The 21,601-nt window shown below is 72.0% G+C and carries 18 protein-coding genes; 9 read left to right on the plus strand and 9 right to left on the minus strand.

Features of this window, described 5'->3' with window-relative positions; translation table 11 throughout:
• Positions 1–15: 15 nt before the first annotated feature.
• Positions 16–651, minus strand: a complete 636-nt coding sequence (locus tag AC54T1_RS04565) for a GNAT family N-acetyltransferase (RefSeq protein WP_496911184.1) — start codon at positions 649–651, stop codon at positions 16–18.
• Positions 652–864: 213 nt separating this feature from the next.
• Here AC54T1_RS04565 and phoA point away from each other — a divergent pair, with 213 nt between their 5' ends.
• The 4 genes from phoA to AC54T1_RS04585 all read left to right on the plus strand — a co-directional run bounded on the left by phoA (position 865) and on the right by AC54T1_RS04585 (position 8,607).
• Positions 865–2,772 carry an alkaline phosphatase gene (gene phoA / locus AC54T1_RS04570; RefSeq protein ID WP_496911185.1) on the plus strand — a complete coding sequence of 636 codons (1,908 nt, stop codon included), beginning with the start codon at positions 865–867 and terminating at the stop codon, positions 2,770–2,772.
• Between the two features lie 222 nt (positions 2,773–2,994).
• The gene (locus AC54T1_RS04575) at positions 2,995–6,369 is read left to right on the plus strand and encodes a glycoside hydrolase family 9 protein (RefSeq protein ID WP_496911186.1); all 3,375 of its coding nucleotides are present in this window, start codon (positions 2,995–2,997) and stop codon (positions 6,367–6,369) included.
• A gap of 205 nt (positions 6,370–6,574) precedes the next feature.
• A complete protein-coding gene (locus tag AC54T1_RS04580; protein WP_496911187.1) occupies positions 6,575–7,624 on the plus strand; it encodes an ABC transporter ATP-binding protein in 1,050 nt (349 codons plus the stop codon).
• On the plus strand, positions 7,624–8,607 hold the full coding sequence (locus AC54T1_RS04585; protein ID WP_496911188.1) for a DUF2705 family protein: 984 nt from the start codon (positions 7,624–7,626) through the stop codon (positions 8,605–8,607). The genes AC54T1_RS04580 and AC54T1_RS04585 overlap by 1 nt, the downstream gene beginning before the upstream one ends.
• Positions 8,608–8,664: 57 nt before the next feature.
• Here AC54T1_RS04585 and AC54T1_RS04590 read toward each other — a convergent pair whose 3' ends face one another.
• The 3 genes from AC54T1_RS04590 to AC54T1_RS04600 all read right to left on the minus strand — a co-directional run bounded on the left by AC54T1_RS04590 (position 8,665) and on the right by AC54T1_RS04600 (position 11,053).
• Entirely contained in the window at positions 8,665–9,444 is a 780-nt protein-coding gene (locus AC54T1_RS04590; RefSeq protein ID WP_496911189.1) for an esterase/lipase family protein, read from the minus strand.
• Positions 9,441–10,292, minus strand: a complete 852-nt coding sequence (locus tag AC54T1_RS04595) for an alpha/beta fold hydrolase (RefSeq protein WP_496911190.1) — start codon at positions 10,290–10,292, stop codon at positions 9,441–9,443. Before AC54T1_RS04595 ends, AC54T1_RS04590 begins: the two co-directional genes overlap by 4 nt.
• 101 nt (positions 10,293–10,393) lie before the next feature.
• A complete protein-coding gene (locus AC54T1_RS04600; RefSeq protein WP_484344146.1) occupies positions 10,394–11,053 on the minus strand; it encodes a DUF6308 family protein in 660 nt (219 codons plus the stop codon).
• A gap of 209 nt (positions 11,054–11,262) precedes the next feature.
• Between AC54T1_RS04600 and AC54T1_RS04605 the strand changes: the two genes are divergently transcribed.
• The 4 genes from AC54T1_RS04605 to AC54T1_RS04620 all read left to right on the plus strand — a co-directional run bounded on the left by AC54T1_RS04605 (position 11,263) and on the right by AC54T1_RS04620 (position 15,386).
• Positions 11,263–12,297, plus strand: coding sequence for an LLM class flavin-dependent oxidoreductase (locus tag AC54T1_RS04605; RefSeq protein ID WP_496911191.1), 1,035 nt, complete (start codon positions 11,263–11,265; stop codon positions 12,295–12,297).
• Positions 12,298–12,376: 79 nt separating this feature from the next.
• On the plus strand, positions 12,377–13,054 hold the full coding sequence (locus AC54T1_RS04610; RefSeq protein WP_496911192.1) for a response regulator transcription factor: 678 nt from the start codon (positions 12,377–12,379) through the stop codon (positions 13,052–13,054).
• The gene (locus tag AC54T1_RS04615) at positions 13,047–14,441 is read left to right on the plus strand and encodes a sensor histidine kinase (RefSeq protein ID WP_496911193.1); all 1,395 of its coding nucleotides are present in this window, start codon (positions 13,047–13,049) and stop codon (positions 14,439–14,441) included. Before AC54T1_RS04610 ends, AC54T1_RS04615 begins: the two co-directional genes overlap by 8 nt.
• Positions 14,442–14,585: 144 nt before the next feature.
• Entirely contained in the window at positions 14,586–15,386 is an 801-nt protein-coding gene (locus tag AC54T1_RS04620; protein WP_496911194.1) for a hypothetical protein, read from the plus strand.
• A 192-nt stretch (positions 15,387–15,578) separates the two neighbouring features.
• Here AC54T1_RS04620 and AC54T1_RS04625 read toward each other — a convergent pair whose 3' ends face one another.
• A complete protein-coding gene (locus AC54T1_RS04625; RefSeq protein WP_496911195.1) occupies positions 15,579–16,211 on the minus strand; it encodes a hypothetical protein in 633 nt (210 codons plus the stop codon).
• Positions 16,212–16,393: 182 nt separating this feature from the next.
• On the opposite strand from AC54T1_RS04625, the gene AC54T1_RS04630 reads away from it, so the two are divergent.
• Positions 16,394–16,837 (plus strand): hypothetical protein, encoded by a 444-nt coding sequence (locus AC54T1_RS04630; RefSeq protein ID WP_496911196.1) that lies wholly within the window; start codon positions 16,394–16,396, stop codon positions 16,835–16,837.
• A gap of 6 nt (positions 16,838–16,843) precedes the next feature.
• Here the strand turns inward: AC54T1_RS04630 and AC54T1_RS04635 are convergent, their stop codons facing one another.
• From AC54T1_RS04635 to AC54T1_RS04650, 4 genes are all read right to left on the minus strand, one after another.
• The gene (locus tag AC54T1_RS04635) at positions 16,844–18,055 is read right to left on the minus strand and encodes a Gfo/Idh/MocA family protein (protein WP_496911197.1); all 1,212 of its coding nucleotides are present in this window, start codon (positions 18,053–18,055) and stop codon (positions 16,844–16,846) included.
• Between the two features lie 31 nt (positions 18,056–18,086).
• Positions 18,087–19,094, minus strand: coding sequence for a sugar phosphate isomerase/epimerase family protein (locus tag AC54T1_RS04640; RefSeq protein WP_496911198.1), 1,008 nt, complete (start codon positions 19,092–19,094; stop codon positions 18,087–18,089).
• Positions 19,095–19,171: 77 nt separating this feature from the next.
• Positions 19,172–20,443, minus strand: coding sequence for an endo-1,4-beta-xylanase (locus AC54T1_RS04645; protein ID WP_496911199.1), 1,272 nt, complete (start codon positions 20,441–20,443; stop codon positions 19,172–19,174).
• Between the two features lie 110 nt (positions 20,444–20,553).
• Entirely contained in the window at positions 20,554–21,570 is a 1,017-nt protein-coding gene (locus AC54T1_RS04650; RefSeq protein ID WP_496911200.1) for a nuclease-related domain-containing protein, read from the minus strand.
• Between the last annotated feature and the right edge of the window lie 31 nt (positions 21,571–21,601).

The raw sequence follows: 21,601 nt of genomic DNA on the forward strand, positions 1-21,601 counted from the left end.
GCCCGAGCCGAGCGCCTACGGCCCGAGCGCCAGGCCGAGCAGCGCCCCGTCCACGTCGGACTCGAGGACCTCGAACCCGACCCGCTCGTAGAAGCGCACCGCGCGCGGGTTGCGGGCCGAGACACCGAGGTGCACGCCGGGCACGCCGAGCCCGCGCAGCGCGTCGAACAGCGCCGTGAGCAACCGGTACCCGTGACCGCCGCCCTGTGCGGCGGGGAGGAGGTCGATGTGCAGGTGCGCCGGGTAGCGGTCGAGAACCGTGGGCGGCGGCTCGTCGCGGTGCAGGGTCGCGACGAGGTCCGCGTCGAAGGCGGTCCAGGTGCCCGACGCCGGGTAGCGCTCGCGGACGCCCGGCCACCATCGCTCGACCAGGAGGTCGTGGAAGGCCGCCGAGTCCCGCGCGCCGACGACGTACCCCAGGACCTGGTCGCGCCCGCCCCGCTGGGCGACGAGCACGAACGCCAGGTCGGGCTCGAGCGCGAGGTACTGCCCGAGGTAGACGTCGCCGACGAGCCGCGGGTGCTCGGTGAGTGCAGTCGCGTCACCGCCGTGGGCGCCGGTGCGCAGGCAGATCTCGTACAGCCGGTCGACCTCGGCGGGGTCGCTCGTGCGGGCGGGCCGGATGGCCAGGTCACGTGTGGAGGAGGGCACGTGTCCAGGGTAGGTGCGCCGGGGTGGCGACACGCAGGCCGGCCGCTGCCCCGTCGTCGCGCTGCCTCGTCGTCGCGCTGCCTCGTCGTCGCACTGTCCCGTCGTCCCCCTGCCAGACGCTGCTCACCCTGCGTTCATCCACGCGTCGTTCGTCTGGGTTTGTCTGGTCCGGGCCCCAGATGCGGCCGCTACGACCACGCTTCGGAAGGAATCATGGCTATTACTGCTGGCAAGAGGGGGCGGGCCGTCCGGCTCTCCCTCGTCGCCGTGAGCGCGCTGAGCCTCGTGTCCGTGCCGTCCCTCGCCCTCGCCGCCGAGAGCGACCACGGAGGTGCCGTGCGCAACGACGGGGACAAGACCGACGCGGTCCGGGCCGCGCTGCTCGACGGCCCCGCCAAGAACGTCATCCTCATCATCGGTGACGGCATGGGTGCGTCGGAGATCACCGTCGCCCGCAACTACGCCCGGGGTGCGGCAGGGACGCTGCCCGGTCTCGACCCGCTGCTGGTCACGGGTCAGAAGACGACGTTCGACCTCACGCCCGAGGGCGACGTCCACTACGTGCCGGACTCCGCCTCCACGGCCAGCGGCTGGGCGACGGGGACGAAGACGTACACGGGCGCGCTGTCCGTCGACGTCGCGAACACACCCCAGGACACGCTCCTCGAGATCGCGAAGGCGAACGGGCTGCGGACCGGGAACGTGTCGACCTCCGAGATCCAGGACGCGACGCCCGCCGCGCTCTTCGCGCACGTGAACAAGCGCGGGTGCTACGGGCCGACCGCCACGACGAAGAACTGCCCCTCCTTCGCGAAGGAGAACGGGGGCCTCGGCTCGATCACGGAGCAGCTCCTCGACGCACGTGCCGACGTCGTGCTCGGTGGCGGCAACGCCACGATGAGCGAGACCGCCGCGGGCGGCCCGTGGACCGGGCAGACCCTCGAGGCGCAGGCGGCCGACCGTGGCTATACGTACCTCACCGACCCGGCGGCGCTCGCCGGCGTGACGGCCGCCGACCAGACGGCTCCCGTCCTCGGCCTCTTCACGGGGGGCAACTTCCCCGTGCGCTACGTCGGACCCGCCGCCACCGAGGGCGGCGGCGACCTGCCCGCCGTGAGCTGCACCGAGAATCCCGACTGGAACCCGGCGACGGCGCTCGGGACCATGACCGACAAGGCCATCGACCTGCTCGACGCCGGCGACGAGGGCTTCTTCCTCCAGGTCGAGAGCGCGAGCATCGACAAGCGCGACCACGCCGCGGACGCGTGCGGGCAGATCGGCGAGACGCTCGAGCTCGACGAGGCCGTCCAGGCAGCGATCGCGTTCGCTGAGGCCGACGGCGAGACGCTCGTCGTCATCACCGCCGACCACTCGCACTCGAGCCAGATCGTCGGCTCCACCCCGCCCGGGCTCAGCACCCACCTGCTCACCGAGGAGGGCCAGGAGATGATCGTGGCCTACGGCACCTCGCCCGAGGGCGGCTCGCAGCAGCACACCGGCGCCTCGGTGCCGATCGCGGCGTACGGGCCCGGGGCTGCGAACGTCGCCGGCCTCACGGACGACACGGACACGTTCTTCACGACGATGAACGCTCTGGGGCTCGACGGCGACCTCGCGGCGCTGAGTGCAGCGGCGACGATCGCGGTCGACCCGTCGCCTGCCGCCCCCGGCCAGGCCGTGACCGCGTCGACGTCCGCGCTCAACGGTGACCGGCAGGTGGTTGCGACGATCGGTGGCGAGCCGATCGGGCAGGCCGACGTCATCGACGGCGTCGCCACGTTCGACCTCACGGCGCCGGGCGTTGCCGGGGAGTACCCGGTGGTGCTCACGGGCCTGCAGACGGGGACGCAGCTCACCGCGTCGCTCGTCGTCTCCGAGACGCCGGTCGCCCCGGCTCCCGGCACGGGCGGCGGCACCGACGGTGGCGCAGGCGCTGCCCCCGGCGCGGACGTCGACGCCCCCCTCGGCGCGGGCGTCGGTGCCTCACCGGTCACCTCGGACGGCGGGTTCCTCGCGTTCACCGGCGCCGAGGCAGCACAGGCCGCGCTGCTGGCGCTGCTGCTGACCGGTGGCGGCGCGGCGCTCGTCGCCCGGCACCGCCGGCGGTCCGCGACGCTGTAGTCGCCTGGGAACAGCACGAGACACAGCACGAGGCCGTCGCCCGGAGGGGCGGCGGCCTCGTGCTGTGTCCGGCGGCCGCTGGTGCGAGACCGTCGACCGGGGACTGGAAGCGCCTCCGGTTATATCCATGGGCGATTTTTGCTGTTAGCGTGCAGATGTTCTGTTCTCCGCCGTGCGACGATGCCCGGCCTGGGAGCGCTCTCATCATCGTTTGGAGACATCGTGGTTTCCCTGCCCCAGGCGCTTCGCGCGCACCCCGCCCGGATCGGGGGTGCCTCCCTCGCTGCACTCGTGCTCGCGACGCTGACGACCCCCTCAGCCCTCGCGAGCCCCGTCGAGTCGGTCCACGACTTCGCAGGTGGTGACGCCCAGGGGTGGTTCACGTACGCGAACTCCGGGTCCGCGCAGGCGTCCGTCGTCGACGAGGAGCTCTGCGTCGACGTCGCGGGCGGTGAGAACCCGTGGGACATCGCCGCCCAGCACGACGGCGTGACCTACGACCGCGACCTCACCTACACGGTCTCGTTCGACGCCCACGCGAGCGCCGCCGTGACCATCCCGCTGCAGGGTGGCCCGGCGTACCCCGCCGTGTTCCAGAGCCAGGTCGTCCTCGACGGAACGCCGACCCCGCAGCCCGTCGAGGTGACCTTCTCGCCCGCGGACTGGCCGGTGGCGAGCGAGGACGCACAGTCGCCGCTCGCCGACGACTGGACGACCACGACGGGGAACGTGGCTCTCCAGCTCGGTGCGCAGGCCCAGCCGTACACCCTCTGCATCGACAACTTCTCGATCACGAGCGCGTCCACCGAGCAGGTCGTCGGTGGTGACTTCGAGGACGGGACAGCCGAGCCGTTCTACGTGACCGGCACCGGCGCGACGAGCCGCGGTGTCGTCGACGGCGCCCTGTGCGTCGACCTCGAGCCCGGCACGACGAACCGGTGGGACCAGATCGTCGGTGTCAGCGGCATCACCATCGAGCCGGGCACCACCTACACGGTGTCCTTCGACGCAAGCTCGTCCACGGGACGGCCCGTCCGGGTCGTCGTCGGTGACGACGACCCGCCGTACGACATCATCAACGAGCAGAACCCCACGCTCACCGACGAGCTGACGTCGTACGAGTACACGTTCACCGCCGCGGCCGGTTTCCCGGAGGCGGAGGGTGAGGACCCGCCGACGGGCGAGGTGGCCTTCCAGGTGGGCGGCGCATCGGCGCCGTGGACGTTCTGCCTCGACAACGTCTCCCTGCGCAGCGGGACCGTGGCGGAGCCCTACACGCCCGAGACCGGGCTGCGCGTGCGCGTCAACCAGGTCGGCTACCTCCCCGAGGGGCCCAAGCATGCGACGCTCGTCACCGACGCGACCGAGGCGCTCGCGTGGGAGCTTCGCGACGACGCCGGAGACCTCGCCGGGTCCGGCACGTCGACGCCGGCCGGCGTCGACGAGACCGCGGGCCTCAACGTCCACGAGATCGACTTCAGTGCGATCAGCGCTCCCGGCACGTACACGCTCGTCGCGGACGGCGAGGAGAGCTACCCGTTCGTCATCGACGCGGACATCTACCAGCAGCTGCGGTACGACGCGCTCAACTACTTCTACCCCGCGCGCAGCGGGATCGCGATCGACGGCTCGGTCATGGTCGGGCAGCCGGACGCCGAGGAGTACACCCGCCCCGCGGGTCACGTGGGTGCACTGGGCGCGGGCAGCGCCAACCAGGGCGACGTCGGCGTCCCCTGCCTCACGCCCGCCACCGAGGGTGAGTACTGGATGTACGGGGACTGGACGTGCAACTACGTCGCGGACGTCACGGGCGGCTGGTACGACGCGGGCGACCACGGCAAGTACGTCGTCAACGGCGGCATCGCCGTCGCCCAGGTGCTCAGCACGTACGAGCGCACCCTCTACAGCCCGACCGGGGCTGATGCCGACCTCGGCGACGGCACCCTGAACATCCCGCTCGACGAGAGCAGCAACGGCGTCCCGGACCCCCTCGACGAGGCCCGCTGGGAGCTCGAGTGGATGATGAAGATGCAGGTCCCCGCGGACGCCACGATGTACGCCGGGATGGTGCACCACAAGGTCGCCGACGCCGACTGGACGGGCCTGCCGCTCCTGCCGTCCGACGACCCGCAGGCGCGCTACCTGCACCGCCCGTCGACCGCAGCGACGCTCAACTTCGCCGCCGTCGCCGCGCACGGTGCGCGGCTCTGGGCGGACTACGACGCACAGTTCGCGGCGGACCTCCTCGCCGCGGGCGAGGTCGCGTGGGACGCAGCGCTGGCGGCCCCGGACCTGTTCGCGCCCGCGCCCAACGCGGACCCGAGCCCCGGGAGCGGCCCGTACGACGACGACTCCGTCGGTGACGAGTTCTACTGGGCCGCAGCCGAGCTGTTCCTCACCACCGGTGACCAGGAGTTCGAGGACCACGTGCTCGCCAGCGAGCACAACACCGCGGACATCTGGACGGCGGGCGGGTTCAACTGGTTCGAGACCGCGGCGCTCGGGCGCCTCGACCTCGCGACGGTCGAGTCCGACATCCCGGGACGCACCGAGATCCGCCAGAGCGTCGTCGACGCAGCCGAGCGGTACCTCGCCTGGCAGCAGGACGAGCCGTTCGGGACGGCGTACCCGGGCGTGGACGGGATCTACGACTGGGGCTCCAACAGCGCGATCCTCAACAACCAGGTGGTCCTGGGTACCGCGTTCGACCTCACGAGCGACCAGCGGTTCGCCGACGGCGTGCTCGAGGCCATGGACTACCTCCTCGGGCGCAACGCCCTGAACACGTCGTACATCACGGGCTACGGAGACGTGTACTCCCAGAACCAGCACAGCCGGTGGTTCTCCCACTCGCTCGAGCCGTCCCTGCCGAACCCGCCTCGCGGGTCCGTGTCCGGTGGGCCGAACTCGAACGCCGGGACGTGGGACCCGGTGATCAGCGGCCTGTACGGGCCGGGCCGCATGTGCGCCCCCCAGGCGTGCTACGTCGACGACATCCAGTCGTGGTCGACGAACGAGATCACCGTCAACTGGAACTCCGCGATGTCCTGGGTCGCGTCGTTCGTCGCCGACCAGGCCGCCGGCGACGAGTCGGCGGCCGGGACCGTCGTCCAGGTCGTCACCCACCCGGAGGACACCACCGTCGTCGCAGGGGCCGACGCGAGCTTCCTCGCCGCGGCCACGGGCGACCCCGCTCCCACCGTGCAGTGGCAACGGAACGTCGACGGGGTGTGGACGGACGTCCCGGGGGCCACGTCCCCGGTGCTCACCCTGACGGCTGCGGTCGGGGACGACGGGAGCGTCTACCGGGCGTTCTTCAGCAACGCGTTCGGGGGCTTCTACACGGACGCGGCGGTCCTCGGGGTCACCGCGGCCGTCGTCCCCGTCGAGACGACGCCTGTCGCGCCCCTCGACCCGCCACCGGTCAGCACGGCTCCCCGGCCGCAGGCCGAAGCGCCCGTGGTGAGGACGGCTCCCTCGGGCCCGCTCGCGTTCACGGGCGTCGAGGCGAAGCTGCTCCTCGCCGCCGGTCTGGCCCTGCTCGTCCTGGGTGTCGGCGCGGTCGTCGTGGCCCGCCGTGGGCGCCGCAGGCCCTAGCGCGGGACCAGGCGCGAGGAACGCGAGCCCGTCGCAGGTCGTCCGTCCGACGGCCCCGGCGGGCCGCGGATCCTCGTCGTCCGGCTGAGACGAGTCCCCCCAGAGGACTACAGACAGTGCGCTGCGCCCGTCGCTAGGCTCCCACTGGCACGACGGTCAGCGGCGCACTGGCGCGGCGGCACGTGCCGCTGACCTGGGAGAACGCATGAGGACGACGTTCGTGGCGCCTGACGTGGACCCGGCGACCCTCGCCGTGAGCACGCGCGGGCTGCGCAAGACCTACCGCACGAGGCACGGCCGGCAGGTCGCCGTCCAGGGCCTCGACCTCGATGTGCCGCTCGGGGGTGTGCACGGGTTCCTCGGGCCCAACGGCTCGGGCAAGACGACGTCCATCCGCATGCTGCTCGGACTCATCCGTGCGGACTCGGGAACCATGACGATCTTCGGCGAGCAGGTGCCCGACGCGCTCCCGGCGGTCATCGACCGGGTCGGGGCGATCGTCGAGCAGCCCAAGTTCTTCCCGACGTTCAGCGCCCGCAAGAACCTCGAGCTCCTCGCCGGCGCCATCGGTGCGCCGTCAGCGGCCGTCGGGAAGGTGCTCGACGACGTCGGTCTCACGGACCGTGCGAAGGACACGTACCGGACGTACTCGTTGGGCATGAAGCAGCGCCTGGCGATCGCCGCGACCCTCCTCAAGGATCCCGACCTGCTCATCTTCGACGAGCCGACCAACGGCCTCGACCCTGCGGGGATCCGGGAGATCCGCACGACGATGCGCGGGCTGGCGGAGCGGGGCAAGACGGTGCTCGTGAGCAGTCACATCCTCGGCGAGGTCGAGCAGGTCGCGGACACCGTGTCGATCATCGGCCGCGGCCAGCTGCTCGCCAGCGGCACCGTCGCGGACATCATCGGTGCCGGAGCGCACGCCGCGCTCACCGTGCGGGTGGGTGTCGCTGATCTCGCAGCGGCGTCGCGCGTGCTCACGGATGCCGGGCTGACGGTCCGCGCGGACGGCGGGCTGCTCGTCGTCGACGGTGCGTCCGACGCCGCGGACATCACCCGGCGCCTGGCGCACCACGAGCTGTACGTCAACGAGCTCGTGCCCGTGCGCGCCGGGCTCGAGTCCGTGTTCCTCGACCTCACCGCGGGCCAGGGTCCCGGCACGCACCTGCCGCACGGTGCGGGCACCGGGTCGCCGCCACCCCCGGGCGGCCCTGCGCCGAGGCACTCCGAGACCGAGGGGGGTGCGCTGTGATGCGGCTCCTGCGGGTCGAGACGAACCGGTTCCTCAGTCGTCGTCTCACCCGGGTCGCGGCCCTGGGTGTGCTGGCGGTCGTCGCCCTGGCGGTCTTCAGCCTGTGGGAGGGGTCCCGGCCCGTTCCTGAGGCAGACCTGGCGATGGCGCAGGCCCAGTTCGAGCTGGACCTCGAGGACTGGGAGGAGAACAAGGACGAACGGATCGCCGACTGCCGGGAGCAGGAGGAGCTCACCCAGGAGGTGGACCCGTCGGCGGACTACGGGTGCGACGACATGGAGCCCAGGCTCGAGTACTACACGTGGCAGCCGCCGACGTTCGCCGAGGAGGCACCCGGGATCCTGCCGATCCTCGCGCTGCCGATCGCCTTTGCAGCGTTGCTCGTGGGCGTGGGCTTCGTCGCCGCGGAGTTCACGACGGGCTCGATCGGGAACTGGTTGACGTTCGAGCCGCGCCGCACCCGGGTGTTCTTCAGCAAGATGGGCGCGGCGGCGGCGGCGACCCTGCCCGTGGCGTTCGCGCTGCTCGCGGTGACGATCGGGGCGGCCTGGCTCGCCTACTCGCTCAACGGGCATGTGGGGTCGATGACCTCGGACGTCTGGTCGGAGGTCGCCGCGAGCGGGCTGCGCGTCCTGCTCCTCGTCGTCGGGAGCGCCGTGATGGGTGCCGCGCTCGGGGCGCTGGTGCGCAGCACCGCCGCGGCGATCGGGATCGTCATCGGGTACGTCGTGGTGGTCGAGGGCCTGCTGGGGTCGCTCGTCGACAGTCTCCAGCCGTACCTCCTGCGGCTCAACCTTATGGCGCTGGCCGAGGGCGAGGCCCGGTACAGCACGGAGGACTGCAGCGTCGTCGCCGGGGAGCGTGTGTGCGAGTGGGTCGAGCGGTCCGTGTCGCTCACGCAGGGTGCGGTGACGCTGACCGCCATCCTCGTGGTCCTCGTGACGATCGCGTGGCTCGCGTTCCGTCGCCGCGACGTCGTCTGACACCGCCCGTCGGGGAGCGGGGCCCAGGCGCGTGGAGCCCGTTCCCCGGCGGGCACGTCACTCCGCTGTGCGGGCGACGGCCTGGACGACCGTGTCGATGAGGAGGGGATCCGCGAGCGGCCGGAAGTGGCCGGCGAGCGGGAGCTCGACGTTCGTCGCACCGGCCAGGGCGCTGCCGTCGGGGATGTGCGGGTCGAACTCCGCGTAGACGGACGTGATGCGGGCGTTGGCGTCGGCCTGCGCGGCGAGGTCGAGCAGGTCCGGGTTGTTGGGCGCGAACGCCCGCAGCGTCCGGCCGACGAGGTAGGTCGCGTACCTCGACCCGCCGAACGGCGTGTTCACCGCGACGAGGCCGCGGATGCGCCGCGGCTCGCCCTCGCGGACCATCATGAGCTTGCCGATGAGCCCGCCCTTGCTGTGGGCGACGAGCACGACGTCGTGCAGGTCCAGCTCGTCGAGGAGCCGTGCGGCGACGGCTGCTCCGTCGGCGACGGGGAGCCGGTTGATGCCGAGCCCGGGGACCGCGTGCACGGGGTGCCCGGCGTCGTGCAGCGCGCGGGCCACGGGGGCGAGGAACGTCCACGTCTCGTAGACGCCCGGGAGCAGGACGACCGGTGCCCGCGTCCCGGAGGTGAGGTCCTCGTGACGCCGCCGCCGGCTCCGCCCGGGGAGGCGCGGGCTCCGCGCGGGGAGGCGCGGGCTCCGCCCGGGGAGACGCCGGCCCAGCGCGGCGACCTGCGCCGCCACCTGGCCGCCCTGCACGGCGAGGGCGTACCGGTAGTCGAGCGCCCACGAGCGGAGGTGCGAGACGGACCGGGGCCGCCCGCGCCACCTCACGGCGTGCTCCGGCTCCGCTCGAGGACGATCCGGGTGAGCTCCTCCGTCGCGGAGGACATGACGACGTGCGGGCCGGGGACCTCGAGGACCTCGCCGCGGGGCGCGGCGTCGGCCAGACGGCGGACCCAGCGCAGGGGAGCGACGGGGTCCCGGTCGCCCCGCACGACGACGAGCTGCGCGCGCACCTGCGTCGCGCGCTGCTCCGTCTCGTGCCGGAGCAGGTGCTTGAGCTGCCGGCCGTAGTGGAGGACCCCGCAGCGGACGACGTAGTCGCTGAGGATCGTCAGCGCGACGCGCGGGGGTTCGCGCAGGAAGTCGAGGCCGAGGCGTAGGCCCTGCTGGAGCATCGTGTCCGCCTCGGGGTCGACGGTCGGGCCGAGCAGGATGCCGAGGTCGGAGATCGTCGGGTCGCTGGCGAGGAGCTCGACGACGACCTGCCCGCCCATGGAGTGACCGACGAGCACCGGCTGCTCGAGCCCGTGGTGGCGCGCGTACGCCCCGACGACGCGCGCGTGCGCGGCCATGTCGACGTCCCGCAGGACGCGGGGCGAGGAGCCGAAGCCGGCGAGGTCGATGGCGTGCACGACGCCGTGCCGGGCGAGACGGGCGGCGAGGGGGCGGAAGTAGCGGGCCGAGACGCCGAGACCGTGCACGAGGAGGAAAGGACGTGCCGTGGGCGTGTGGCCCGGGTCGGGTTCCGAGCACCACGACGCGATGGTCAGGCCCTCGATCCGGGTGACACGGCGCCGGAACCGAACCTCTGCGTCAGCGGAGCGGACCGTCCTCGAGCGGGGTCCACGGAGGTTGTCCGGCACGTCCTCGACGATCGGGGGGGTGCTGTACGCCACGGGTCTCCGTTCCTCGGGCCCGGCCGGGTGGCGGGCGCTGCGACCATCATGGCCGCGGACGCCCGCCCCGGCGAGCGGTCAGAACGACTGCTCGATGGATCTCAGAACGGCTGCGCCGTCGATCCCATCTTCCAGCCGACGATGTTCAGCGCGCGCAGGGCGCTGATCGGTGGGCCGTCGGTGGGCGTGAGGGTCTGGAACTCGGCCCAGGTGTCGAACTGGCTGTCGAGGTCGCGCTGCACGGCGCGCAGCCACAGCTGGGCGAACGCGGCGAAGGAGCGGTTGTCGTCGCGGGTGATCGGCGCACCGTCGAGGTCGACGTAGCAGCGGGCGATGTGCTTGTCGTAGAGCGGGATGAGGCGCGGGCGCTTGCGGTGCAGGATCGTGGAGAAGAGGGCCATCCGCACACCGGGCATGGCGTGGGTGTCGAGGAACGCGAAGACGTCGACGACGAGGCTCATCTCGTCGTACGTGGCGCCGGCGAGGGACGTCTCGAGCGGGATGGCGCCGAGGACGGCGTTGATCGCCGGGAGCTTGGCGACGAGCGCGTCGTAGGCCGCGATGTTCGGGAGCGCGTTGCCGAGGAGCGACGGCGCGAGGAGGTCGGGCTCGGTGATCGCGTCGGACGGCCCGCCGGGGTAGGCGTCGTACGCGGGGTAGGCCCAGTGGTCCTGCGGTGTGTTGAGGTACCGGTGGACGAACGTGCGTGCCGTCTCGAAGGGGACGGCGCCCCCACCGATCCGGACATCTGGGCGGGACATGGAGCCTCCGACTGCTCGTGGTGTGCGGACGGCGCCGGACCACGGGTCCTGGAAACCGTCCTTGACTTCCCCCTGGCCCTTCCGATCGGCCAGGTGGCGGCGGACTATGAGGGGTCTGGGCAGCCAAGACTGTGACGTGGGAGACATGGCGCGCGATTAGTTGAACTCTCAACTACTCTGGGGTGAGGCGACCGATGAGGGAGAGCACCATGAGCACAGGACTGCAGTTCGGCATCGACACGTTCGGCGACACCACCTTCGCGCCCGACGGCACACCGCACAGCCATGCCCGGGTGATCCGGGACGTCGTCGAGCAGGGGGTCCTGGCCGACGAGGTCGGCATCGATGTCATCGGGATCGGGGAGCACCACCGCGCCGACTACGCGATCTCCACCCCCGACGTCGTCCTCACCGCCATCGCCGCGAAGACCGGACGCATCCGGGTCGGGTCCGCCGTCACCGTGCTGAGCTCGGACGACCCGATCCGCGTGTTCCAGCGCTTCGCGACGCTCGACGCCGTCTCGGACGGGCGCGCCGAGGTCATCCTCGGCCGTGGGTCGTTCACCGAGTCGTTCCCCCTGTTCGGCTTCGACCTCGCCGACTACAACGAGCTCTTCGCCGAGAAGCTCGACCTCTTCATGGCCGTCCGAGCGCAGCAACCCGTCACGTGGGAAGGCAGCACGCGGCGGCCGCTGGAGCGCCAGGAGGTGTTCCCGCACGTCGAGCACGGGCTCCTGCCCACGTGGATCGCCGTCGGCGGCAGCCCCGAGAGCGCCGTGCGCGCCGCCGGGTACGGCCTACCGCTCATGCTCGCGATCATCGGGGGTGACCCCGTCGCGTTCCGGCAGTTCACCGACCTCTACCGACGCGCCCTGGGGGAGTTCGGCAAGGAGTCCCTGCCCGTCGGCGTCCACGTGCCCGGGCACGTCGCGGAGACCGACGAGCAGGCCCTCGCCGAGGCCTGGCCGACGATGGGCAAGGCCTTCAACACCGTCGCGAGCGAGCGGGGTGGACGGCCCATGAACGAGGGGCAGTTCCGGGCCGCCGCCGGACCGCAGGGCGCCTACTTCGTCGGGTCGCCCGAGACCGTGGCGCGCAAGATCGTGCGCAGCGTGCAGGCGATGGACCTCGACCGCCTCGACATGAAGTACGCCAACGGCCACATGCCGCACAGCCAGCTCATGTCGAGCCTCGAGCTGTACGGGACCCAGGTCATACCGATGGTGCGGGACATGCTGGCCTGACGGGCGACGACCCGGCTCGGCGGGACCCGGAGGTGCGCCTTCAGTGCGGCTTCAGGCCCGTCGCGGCAGACTGGAACGCATGAGAGTCCTGGTGGTCGACGACGAGGTGCGCCTCGCGGAGGGCATCCGGCGCAGCCTCGAGGCCGAGGGCTTCGCGGTGGACCTCGCGCACGACGGCGTCGACGGCCTGTGGTTCGCCGAGGAGAACACGTACGACGCCATCGTCCTCGACGTCATGATGCCCGGGCTCAGCGGCACCCAGGTGTGCGAGCGGCTGCGCGCGCAGGAGAACTGGACGCCGGTCCTCATGCTCACCGCGCGCGACGGTGACGACGACCAGGTCACCGCGCTCAACACCGGCGCCGACGACTACCTCACCAAGCCCTTCGCGTCGGCGGTCCTCGTCGCCCGGCTGCGCGCGCTCGTGCGACGCGGAGCGCGCGACCGCCCGACCGTCCTCGAGGCCGGGGACCTGCGGATGGACCCCGCCGCCCGCCGTGTGTGGCGCGGCGACACCGAGGTGGAGCTCACCTCGCGGGAGATGGCCGTCCTCGAGTTCCTCCTGCGCCACAAGGGTGACGTCGTGAGCAAGCGCGACGTGCTCGGCAACGTGTGGGACTTCGACTTCGAGGGCGACCCCAACATCGTCGAGGTGTACGTCCGGCACCTGCGCAACAAGCTCGACCGCCCCTTCGGACGCTCCGCCATCGAGACGCTGCGCGGCTCGGGCTACCGGTTGGCCGCCGACGGTGGGTAGGAGCCCGCGGCGCCCCGCGTCCGTGCGGGCCCGCGCCACCCTCGGCGCCGTCGCCGTCGTGGGCGTCTCGTTGCTCGCCGGGTCGTTCGCGTTCGTCGGGCTGCTCGGCTCGACCCTCACCGACGGCGTGGCCACGACCGCCGAGGCGGACACGGAGGTGCTCGCCCAGCAGCTCGAGGACGCCGCCGACCGACGCGGTGGTGGTCCCGACCGGGAGCGGGACGCGGCCGGCGAGTGGGTGCAGGCGGAGAACGAGGACGACCGCCTGCTGCAGCTCCTCGACGAGCGGGGCCGGGTCGTCGCCCAGACGGAGGACACCACCGGCCTCACCCTGCCGCGCACCGGCCGCGAGCCCGCCCGGGCAGAGCTCGACGGCGACGAGTACCTCGTGGTCACCCAGCGCGTGGACGTCCCCGGTGGCCCCTACGAGCTGCGGGCCGCGTACTCCCTGGACAGCGTCGAGGACGCCGTCGACGCGACGACGGGCCTGCTGCTCGTCGGGGTGCCGCTCGCGCTCGGCATCGTCGCGCTCACGACGTGGCGGATCGTCGGCCGTGCCCTGTCTCCCGTGGAGCAGATCCGCAGCGAGGTCGACTCGATCGGTGGCGCCGACCTCGACCGGCGCGTCGCCGTCCCCGAGACGGGTGACGAGATCGACCGGCTCGCGCGGACCATGAACCGCATGCTCGAGCGCCTGGAGCGCTCCCACCGCCAGCAGCGGCAGTTCGTCTCCGACGCCTCCCACGAGCTCCGCTCGCCCATCGCGGCGATCCGTCAGTACGCCGAGCTCGAACGCGACCACCCGGACGCCCTGCCCGAGGGTGAGCTCGCGTCGGTCGTCCTCGCCGAGGGGATGCGTCTGCAGGACCTCGTCGAGTCGTTGCTGCTCCTCACCCGCCTCGACGAGCGGACGGCGGAGCTCCAGCGCCGCCCCGTGGACCTCGACGACGTCCTGCTCGCCGAGGTCAGGCGCCTGCGGGACACGGCCTCGCTCACGGTCGACGCGACCGGCATCGAGCCGGCGCGGGTCGAGGGGGACCCGCGGATGCTCGCACGGCTCGTGCGCAACATCGTCGACAACGCCGCGCGGCACGCCCGTGAGCGGGTGGCGCTCGCCGTGGGGCCGGTGCCGGGAGGGTCCGCCCACGAGGTCCGGCTCGTCGTCGACGACGACGGTCCCGGCATCCCGGAGGAGGACCGGGAGCGGGTGTTCGAGCGGTTCGTGCGGCTCGACGACGCCCGGGCGCGCGACGCCGGTGGCAGCGGGCTCGGGCTTGCGATCGTCGCCGACATCGTCCGGGTGCACGCCGGGACGGTCACCGTCGCGGACTCGCCGCTGGGTGGGGCGCGGTTCGTCGTCACGCTGCCGGCGCTCGGCGAGGACTAGCCCGCGACGACCAGGCCCGCGACGACCAGGCCCGCGACGACCGGGCCCGCGACGACTGGGCCCGCGCCGGGCTGTGGCCCACCTCACATCGGGAGCCGACGGGCGTTCAGGTTGGCTTCAGCGACCCGGAGAGACGCTGGAGCCATGAACGAGAACACCACACCCCAGAACCCGACCACACCCGAACCGTCGGCGCCGGTCCCTGCGGCGTCCGACCCGACCCCCGCAGCCACCTCTGGTGGTCCTGCTGCTCCCGCTCCCGCCGGGTACACGCCCGCAGGCTCGGTGCCTCCCGGCTCGACCCCTCCGGGCACGCCGCCCGGCCCGGGCGCCCCGCACCCGCAGGGTGACGGGAAGCCGGACTGGCGGACCAAGGGCACCCGCCAGCACCGTGCCGCCCTCATCGGCGGCACCGCCGTGATCCTCCTCGCCGTCGGTGGGATCGGCGCCGCTGTCGCCGACGAGGTCCTCGACAACGACGACGACCGTCCCCACAACCGCTACGACGACCGCGACGACTGGTACGAGCACCGCGGTGACGACCGGAACCGTGGCGGTCAGGACGAGGGTCGTCCCGGCCCGGACGACCGTGGTTCGGACGACCGTGACATGCAGGAGCGTGACTCGGACGACCGTGACATGCAGGACCGTGACAGCGACAGTGACGGCGACACGGGCCGCGACGGAGGGGGCGCGTCCCCTGACGGCCGCGGGGGCCCCGACGGGGCACCACGTGGCGACGACGCGGCCCTCACCGCCGACGAGCGCACCCAGGCCAGCGAGGCCGCGCTCGCAGAGACGGGCGAGGGCGAGGTGACCGACATCGACCGCGACCGCTCCGGGTACGAGGTCGAGGTGCGCCTCGTCGACGGCAGCGAGGTCGACGTCTACCTCGACGAGGACTTCATCGTCCTCGACGTCGAGCAGGACGACGCGGCGAGCTAGTCCTGGTTCGCACCGACGGGCCGGCCCCGGAGCTCCTCCCAGCGGGAGGGGCGCCGCGGGTCGGCCCGTCGTTCGTTGCCGCACGGGAGGGCGACCGGCATGTCGCGCGCGATGGTCGGTGCCCGAGCGGGGAACCGCTCACGGATCCGTACCCGGGGGGCCGCGGCGCCCTGGACGGCGGACGGGTCTCGCTCAGCCCTCCGCGGAGAGGATGGCGTCGAGGTCGTGCGCGGCCTGATCGGCGTCGTAGTCCGTGCTCCGTTCGTCGGAGTCGGAGACCTCGAGGCACGCCCGCGTGCGGGCCTCCGGCTCGAGGTGGCAGGCGACGAACATCGTGCCCGCTGCGGGATTCGTCGGGTACTCCCAGGTGACGGTCGTGTAGGTGCGTTCCCCGACGGTCACCTCGTCCTCCACCTGCTCGTTCCCCGGTTGCTCGAACGCGCCCGTGGCGTCCTCGAGGTCGGCGTAGGCGGCGTCGTCGGTCGCCTCCGCGTAGCGCAACGACACCGGGGTCGGTGGGTAGAACGCGCACTCGATCTCGTGGACGCCCTCACCGAGCTTCCAGAACGCCGTCGTGCTCTTCTTCATCGTCGTGCCGTCCACGTCGATCCGGTCGACGATGGGGCACTCCCAGTCGAAGCTGCTCATGCCCGTCGACCCGATGTCGGGGTACCGCGCGAGGCCGTCCTCGATCCCCTCCGACCACTGCGCCGGGATGCCGGTCGTCTTGCCGGACGGGCTGTCCGCAGACGGGTCCTCCTGCGGTTCCGTGTCCTGGGAGCACGCGGCGAGGACGAGGACGACGGTCGCGATCATCGCTGTCACGCCGGAGCGCGGAGGGGATGTGCGGCGGGCGGGGACGGTACGTGACGGCATGGGATCTCTCGGTGGGTGACGGGAGGTCCCAGGATGACGGGCCGGCCCCGGGGGGCGCGATGGGGAGACGTCCCCCTGCCGACGGGACCTGGGGGGTGTTGGAGACGGGGCCACAACCTGACAATGGACGCATGACCTACGACCAGCGGGTGCCCTACGACCAGCGGGTGCCGACCACCCCGCACCCGGCGATGCCGGGTTCCGCACCGTCGGCCGACGTCCCGGCCGCGCACCTGCACGCGGGCATGGCCTCGGGCGCACCGAGGGAGGCATCGCCCGGGGAGGTGTTCCGCGCGGAGCTGCGGGAGCTGCCGCGCCAGCTGCGCCGCGACCTCACCGACGCGTTGCTCGAGATGCTCCTCGCGGCTGTCGCGGCTGTCGTCGTCGTCGCTGTGTTCGCGGTGCTCGGGCGGCTCGTCGCCGGGCCGACCGGGGGCCTCGTGGGCGCCGTCGTCGGCCTCGCGGTGTTCGCGGTGCTGCGCGTGACGCTCCTCGCGGGTGCGCTCGCATACTTCGCGCACATGGTCGTGGGTGGGCGCCGGTCCGCCGGACGGGCGCCCACCCACGACCGCTGAGGGTCGCTAGCTCGCGGGCTGCGTCCCGCGTGCGGCCGGGGTCCCGACGGTCGTCCAGGTGCTCTCGTGCTCCGCGCTGTCCTCGATCGCGGCGAGGACCTTCTGGATGGCGAGGCCGTCCGCGAAGGACGGCGCCGGTGCGACGCCGGACGCGATGCCCCCGACGAGGTCGACGACCTGGTGGGTGAACGCGTGCTCGTACCCGAGGCCGTGGCCGGTGGGCCACCAGTTCGCCATGTAGCTGTGCTCGGGCTCGGTGACGATGATGCGTCGGAAGCCGGTCTGGCCTGCGGGGTCGTTCGCGTCGAAGAAGTGCAGGACGTTCATGTCCTCGAAGTCGAAGGCGAGCGAGCCGTTGGACCCGTTGATCTCGACGCGGATGGCGTTCTTGCGGCCCGCGGCGAACCGGGTCGCCTCGAAGATGCCGACCCCACCGCCGGACATCTTCGCGAGGAAGACGGCGGCGTCGTCGACTGTCACCGGGCCGCGCTCGCTGCCCGCCGTCCCGGACAGGCCGGTGAAGCTCTCCGCGACGGGGCGCTCGGGCACGAACGTCTCGAGGAGCGCGGAGACGCCGGTGATGTCCTCGCCGGTGATGAACTGCGCGAGGTCGATGACGTGGGCACCGATGTCGCCGAGGGAGCCGGAGCCGGCCTTCTCCTTGTCGAGGCGCCACGAGAGCGGTGTGTTCTCGTCGGTGAGCCAGTCCTGCAGGTAGTGGCACCGCACGTGGCGGACGGTGCCGATGCGCCCGTCGGCGACGAGCTGACGCGCCAGCTGGATGGCGGGGACGCGGCGGTAGGAGAACCCGACCATCGAGATGATGCCGCGCGTCGCGGCGTCGGCGGCCGCGGCGGCCATGAGCTCGGCCTCGGCGACGGTGTTGGCCAGCGGCTTCTCGCACAGCACGTGCTTGCCGGCCTCGAGGGCCGCGATGGCGATCTCGGCGTGGGTGTCTCCGGGGGTGCAGATGTCGACGAGGTCGACGTCGTCGCGGGCGATGAGCGCGCGCCAGTCGGTCTCGACGGACTGCCACCCGAAGCGGTCGGCGGCCGCGCGTGCCGCGGTCTCGTTCCGGCCGCCGAGCACCGTGAGCTCGGGGTTCATCGGGAGGTCGAAGAAGCGGGGGGCGGTCTGCCAGGCGTGGGAGTGGGCGGCGCCCATGAAGGCGTACCCGATCATCCCGACGCCGAGGCGGGGGCGTGCGTTGTCAGCCATGGCTGATGGTCCTTCCGGAGGGTGGGGGTGGTCAGTCGCGGGCGGAGAACGCGGCGTCGAACGCGGCGTCGGGGGCGTCGAGAGCGAGGCGCTTGACGAACGCGAGGGCCTCGGGGGCTCCGACGAGCCGGTCCATGCCGGCGTCCTCCCACTCGACGGAGATGGGGCCGGTGTACCCGATGGTGTTGAGCATCCGGAAGGCGTCCTCCCAGGGGACGTCGCCGTGACCGGTGGAGATGAAGTCCCAGCCGCGCCGCGGGTCCGCCCACGGCAGGTGGGAGCCCATCCGGCCGTTGCGACCGTTCGTCATCCGCTTCTTCGTGTCCTTGCAGTCCACGTGGTAGATGCGGTCCTTGAAGTCCCACAGGAAGCTCACGGGGTCGATGTCCTGCCACACCATGTGGCTGGGGTCCCAGTTGAGGCCGAACGCCTCGCGGTGGCCGATGGCCTCGAGCGCGCGGACCGTCGTCCAGTAGTCGTACGCGATCTCGCTCGGGTGGACCTCGTGCGCGAACTTCACGCCCACCTCGTCGAAGACGTCGAGGATGGGGTTCCAGCGGTCCGCGAAGTCCTGGTACCCGGCGTCGATCATGGCCTGGGAGGCGGGCGGGAACATCGCGACGTACTTCCAGATCGACGAGCCCGTGAAGCCCACGACGGTCTCGACGCCGAGGCGGGCGGCGGTGCGGGCCGTCATCTTCATCTCTTCGGCGGCACGCTGGCGCACGCCCTCGGGGTCGCCGTCGCCCCACACCTGGTCGGGGAGGATGTCCCGGTGGCGCTCGTCGATCGGGTCGTCACAGACGGCCTGGCCCTTGAGGTGGTTCGAGATCGCGTAGACCTTGAGGTCGTACCGCTCGAGGATGTCGAGCCGGGACTGGATGTACGCGTCGTCCTCCGCCCCGCGCCAGGGGTCGAGGTGGTCGCCCCAGCAGGCGATCTCGAGGCCGTCGTAGCCCCAGCCGGAGGCGAGGCGCGCGACCTCCTCGAAGGGCAGGTCGGCCCACTGGCCGGTGAACAAGGTGATCGGACGAACCATGTCAGTCTCCTGTGATCGACGAGGTACGGGCAGCGCCCGTCACGCGGTCAGCGTGACGGGCGCTCGTGGTGCTCGGTTCAGCGAGGCAGCTGCACCTGGGCGGTGCTGGCACCGATGGTGTCGAGGGTGACGGAGGCCGTCGTGCCGCCTGCGGTGACGTCGTAGTCACCGAGCCAGCCCTCGACCTGCACCTGACCCTGCGCGTCGGTGCGCAGCGTCGTGGGTGCGTACCACCACTCGCCCTTGACGAGGTCGCGGAGCGCGTCGTAGCTGGGCTTGGGGGTGCCGTCGGCGCGGATGAGGCCACCGGGGGCGCCGAGCCACATGCCCTCGTCGGACAGGCCCCAGTACGTCATGGCGTGCACGGACGGGTGGGACAGCAGGTTGCGGTAGTGACGGATCATCTCGTCCGCCTGGCGCTCCTCGCCCTCGGGCGTGGAGGGCCAGCTCTCGACCTGGTAGTCGTTGAGGTCCACGTACTCCGCGGGCATGATGTCGCCCGAGAGCAGGGTGGTCTCCGTGAAGTGCAGGGGCAGCCCGAACCGGGAGAAGCGGTCGAGGACGTTGAAGGTCTTCTCCTCGCCCCAGTAGCCCTTGTGCATGTGGCTCTGCAGACCGAGGGCGTCGACCTTGATGCCCGCCTCGAGGACACCCTCGATGAGGCACTCGTACGCCGTCGACATGTCGAAGTCGTTGAGGAGCAGCTTGACGTTCGGGTTGACGGCCTGGGCCTCCTCGAACGCCATCCGGATCATGTGGATGCGGCCCTTCTCGCGGGCGAGGTTCGTGATGCCGTTGTCGCCGTTGGTGAACACCGGCATGATCACGACCTCGTTGATCGCGTCCCACGTGTCCATGACACCCGCGAAGTCCGCGACGTCGCGGCGGATGCGCTCACGCTGGAGACGCTCGATCTCGTCCGTCGGGAGGTCGAGGAGCCAGTCGGGCTGCACGGTGTGCCAGACGAGGGGGTGTCCTTTGGTGCGGATGCCGCGGTCCTTGAACCACTGGGCCGTCTTGAGCAGCCGCGCGGTGTCCGGCTTGCCGCGCTCGTGCTCGAACCGACCCCAGTAGAACGGGAGGGTCGCGGAGTTGTAGATGCCCAGCCACTGCTCTGCGAGCTGCTCGAGGTTGTTCGTCGCCCCGCCGAAGTTGATGGCCCCGCCGTCCTCGGCGTTGGCGAGCGCCACCATGTCGAAGCCGATGTTGCCGAACCCGAACGCGTGGTCCCGCTGCGCGACCGTCACCTCGGTGTCGGCGAGCGGAGTCCCGTCCGGACCGAGAACCGTGAGCGCCGTCTGAGTGCGGCGGTGGCTCAACGTGGGGTCGGGTGCGGGGCTGGAATGCATGTGTCCTCCTTGACGGGTGCGCCCGTCGTCGGTGACGGCGCGCTGACTACAAGCCGAAACGATTTGAGTCGCACGACTTGCGTGGTTGTTAACGATACACAGCGGGGTTGCTATGAGGTGGGAGCCGGCGGCAGCTGATCGGGTGCGGGCGGCGGTGGACCGGGTGCCGGAGGGGTGGAACCCGGGCTCGGGGGAGCGACGGTTGACGTCAGACTGGCGGAAAATGCTTGTGCGAGCCCGGTGACGACGGTCGGGCCCCAGACCATGATCGCCACGATCACGGCGGCCTTGATGAGCACACGTCGGACCCGGCGTGTCCCGCCGGTCCGGCGTGCCGGACGTGCGCCGGCGCGCGCCGACGTCCCGCGTGCCCCGGTCGGGCGGCGCACTGGCCGGTTGACCGTGGGCGTGCCAGCGCCGTCGGGAGTGCGCGGGAGAGGCCGACGTGACGGTCGCTCAAGGTCTGCGGTGCTGAGCACCGTGGGGGAGCGGGCCCCGGCGAGCGTCGCGGTGAGGTGCCGCGCGACGTCGGCAACCTCGTACGCCGAGAGCCGGGGCGGGAGCGAGACAAGGTGTCGGAGGAGCTCAGACCGCCCGACGACGATCGTGCGACCGACGTCGACCGGCTCGACGTCCTGGCCGACGAGGCACAGCACGGCACGGGTCGCCGTGCGGTGCTCGGGTGCGAGGAGCGAGGCGACTGCGCTCGTCGCTTCCGCCACGGCGGCGGTGTCCCGCGCTCGCGAGTACCCGTTCTGCCGCAGGATGGCCCCCTCGACCACGACCTGGCCGGTCCAGTTCTTCGCGTCGATGATGACGACACCACCGGGACCGACAGCCACATGGTCGATGTTCGCCTGCGGGCGGCCGGGCCAGTGGATGTCGTGCAGAGCCACCCATCCGTACCGCTCGAGGGCCCCCAGGGCCTGGGCGACGAGGCGCTCGCCCTCTGCGCCCTGCGAATAGTTGCGCTGTCTGCGGACCGCATGAGCGAGCTGTTCCTCGACGGCGCTGTCCGCGCCTCGCGCCACCGCCTGGTCCTGCCGCAGTTTCGCGGCTCGGCGTGCCGCGCGGGACGCCAACTGTTCCGCGCCCAGTCCAGGCAGGTTTGTCAGGTCCTCACTCATGCCAGGAGGATCGGCAGGAAGAGGATGACCT

It is taken from the genome of Sanguibacter sp. Z41_6 (assembly GCF_059621145.1).

Coding starts and splice junctions, on each gene's coding strand:
- AC54T1_RS04605 (WP_496911191.1), top strand. CDS start 11,263: ATGAGCACAGGACTGCAGTTCGGCATCGACACGTTCGGCGACACCACC.
- AC54T1_RS04635 (WP_496911197.1), bottom strand. CDS start 18,055: ATGGCTGACAACGCACGCCCCCGCCTCGGCGTCGGGATGATCGGGTAC.
- AC54T1_RS04580 (WP_496911187.1), top strand. CDS start 6,575: ATGAGGACGACGTTCGTGGCGCCTGACGTGGACCCGGCGACCCTCGCC.
- AC54T1_RS04630 (WP_496911196.1), top strand. CDS start 16,394: ATGACCTACGACCAGCGGGTGCCCTACGACCAGCGGGTGCCGACCACC.
- phoA (WP_496911185.1), top strand. CDS start 865: ATGGCTATTACTGCTGGCAAGAGGGGGCGGGCCGTCCGGCTCTCCCTC.
- AC54T1_RS04650 (WP_496911200.1), bottom strand. CDS start 21,570: ATGAGTGAGGACCTGACAAACCTGCCTGGACTGGGCGCGGAACAGTTG.
- AC54T1_RS04610 (WP_496911192.1), top strand. CDS start 12,377: ATGAGAGTCCTGGTGGTCGACGACGAGGTGCGCCTCGCGGAGGGCATC.
- AC54T1_RS04645 (WP_496911199.1), bottom strand. CDS start 20,443: ATGCATTCCAGCCCCGCACCCGACCCCACGTTGAGCCACCGCCGCACT.
- AC54T1_RS04620 (WP_496911194.1), top strand. CDS start 14,586: ATGAACGAGAACACCACACCCCAGAACCCGACCACACCCGAACCGTCG.
- AC54T1_RS04640 (WP_496911198.1), bottom strand. CDS start 19,094: ATGGTTCGTCCGATCACCTTGTTCACCGGCCAGTGGGCCGACCTGCCC.
- AC54T1_RS04600 (WP_484344146.1), bottom strand. CDS start 11,053: ATGTCCCGCCCAGATGTCCGGATCGGTGGGGGCGCCGTCCCCTTCGAG.
- AC54T1_RS04585 (WP_496911188.1), top strand. CDS start 7,624: ATGCGGCTCCTGCGGGTCGAGACGAACCGGTTCCTCAGTCGTCGTCTC.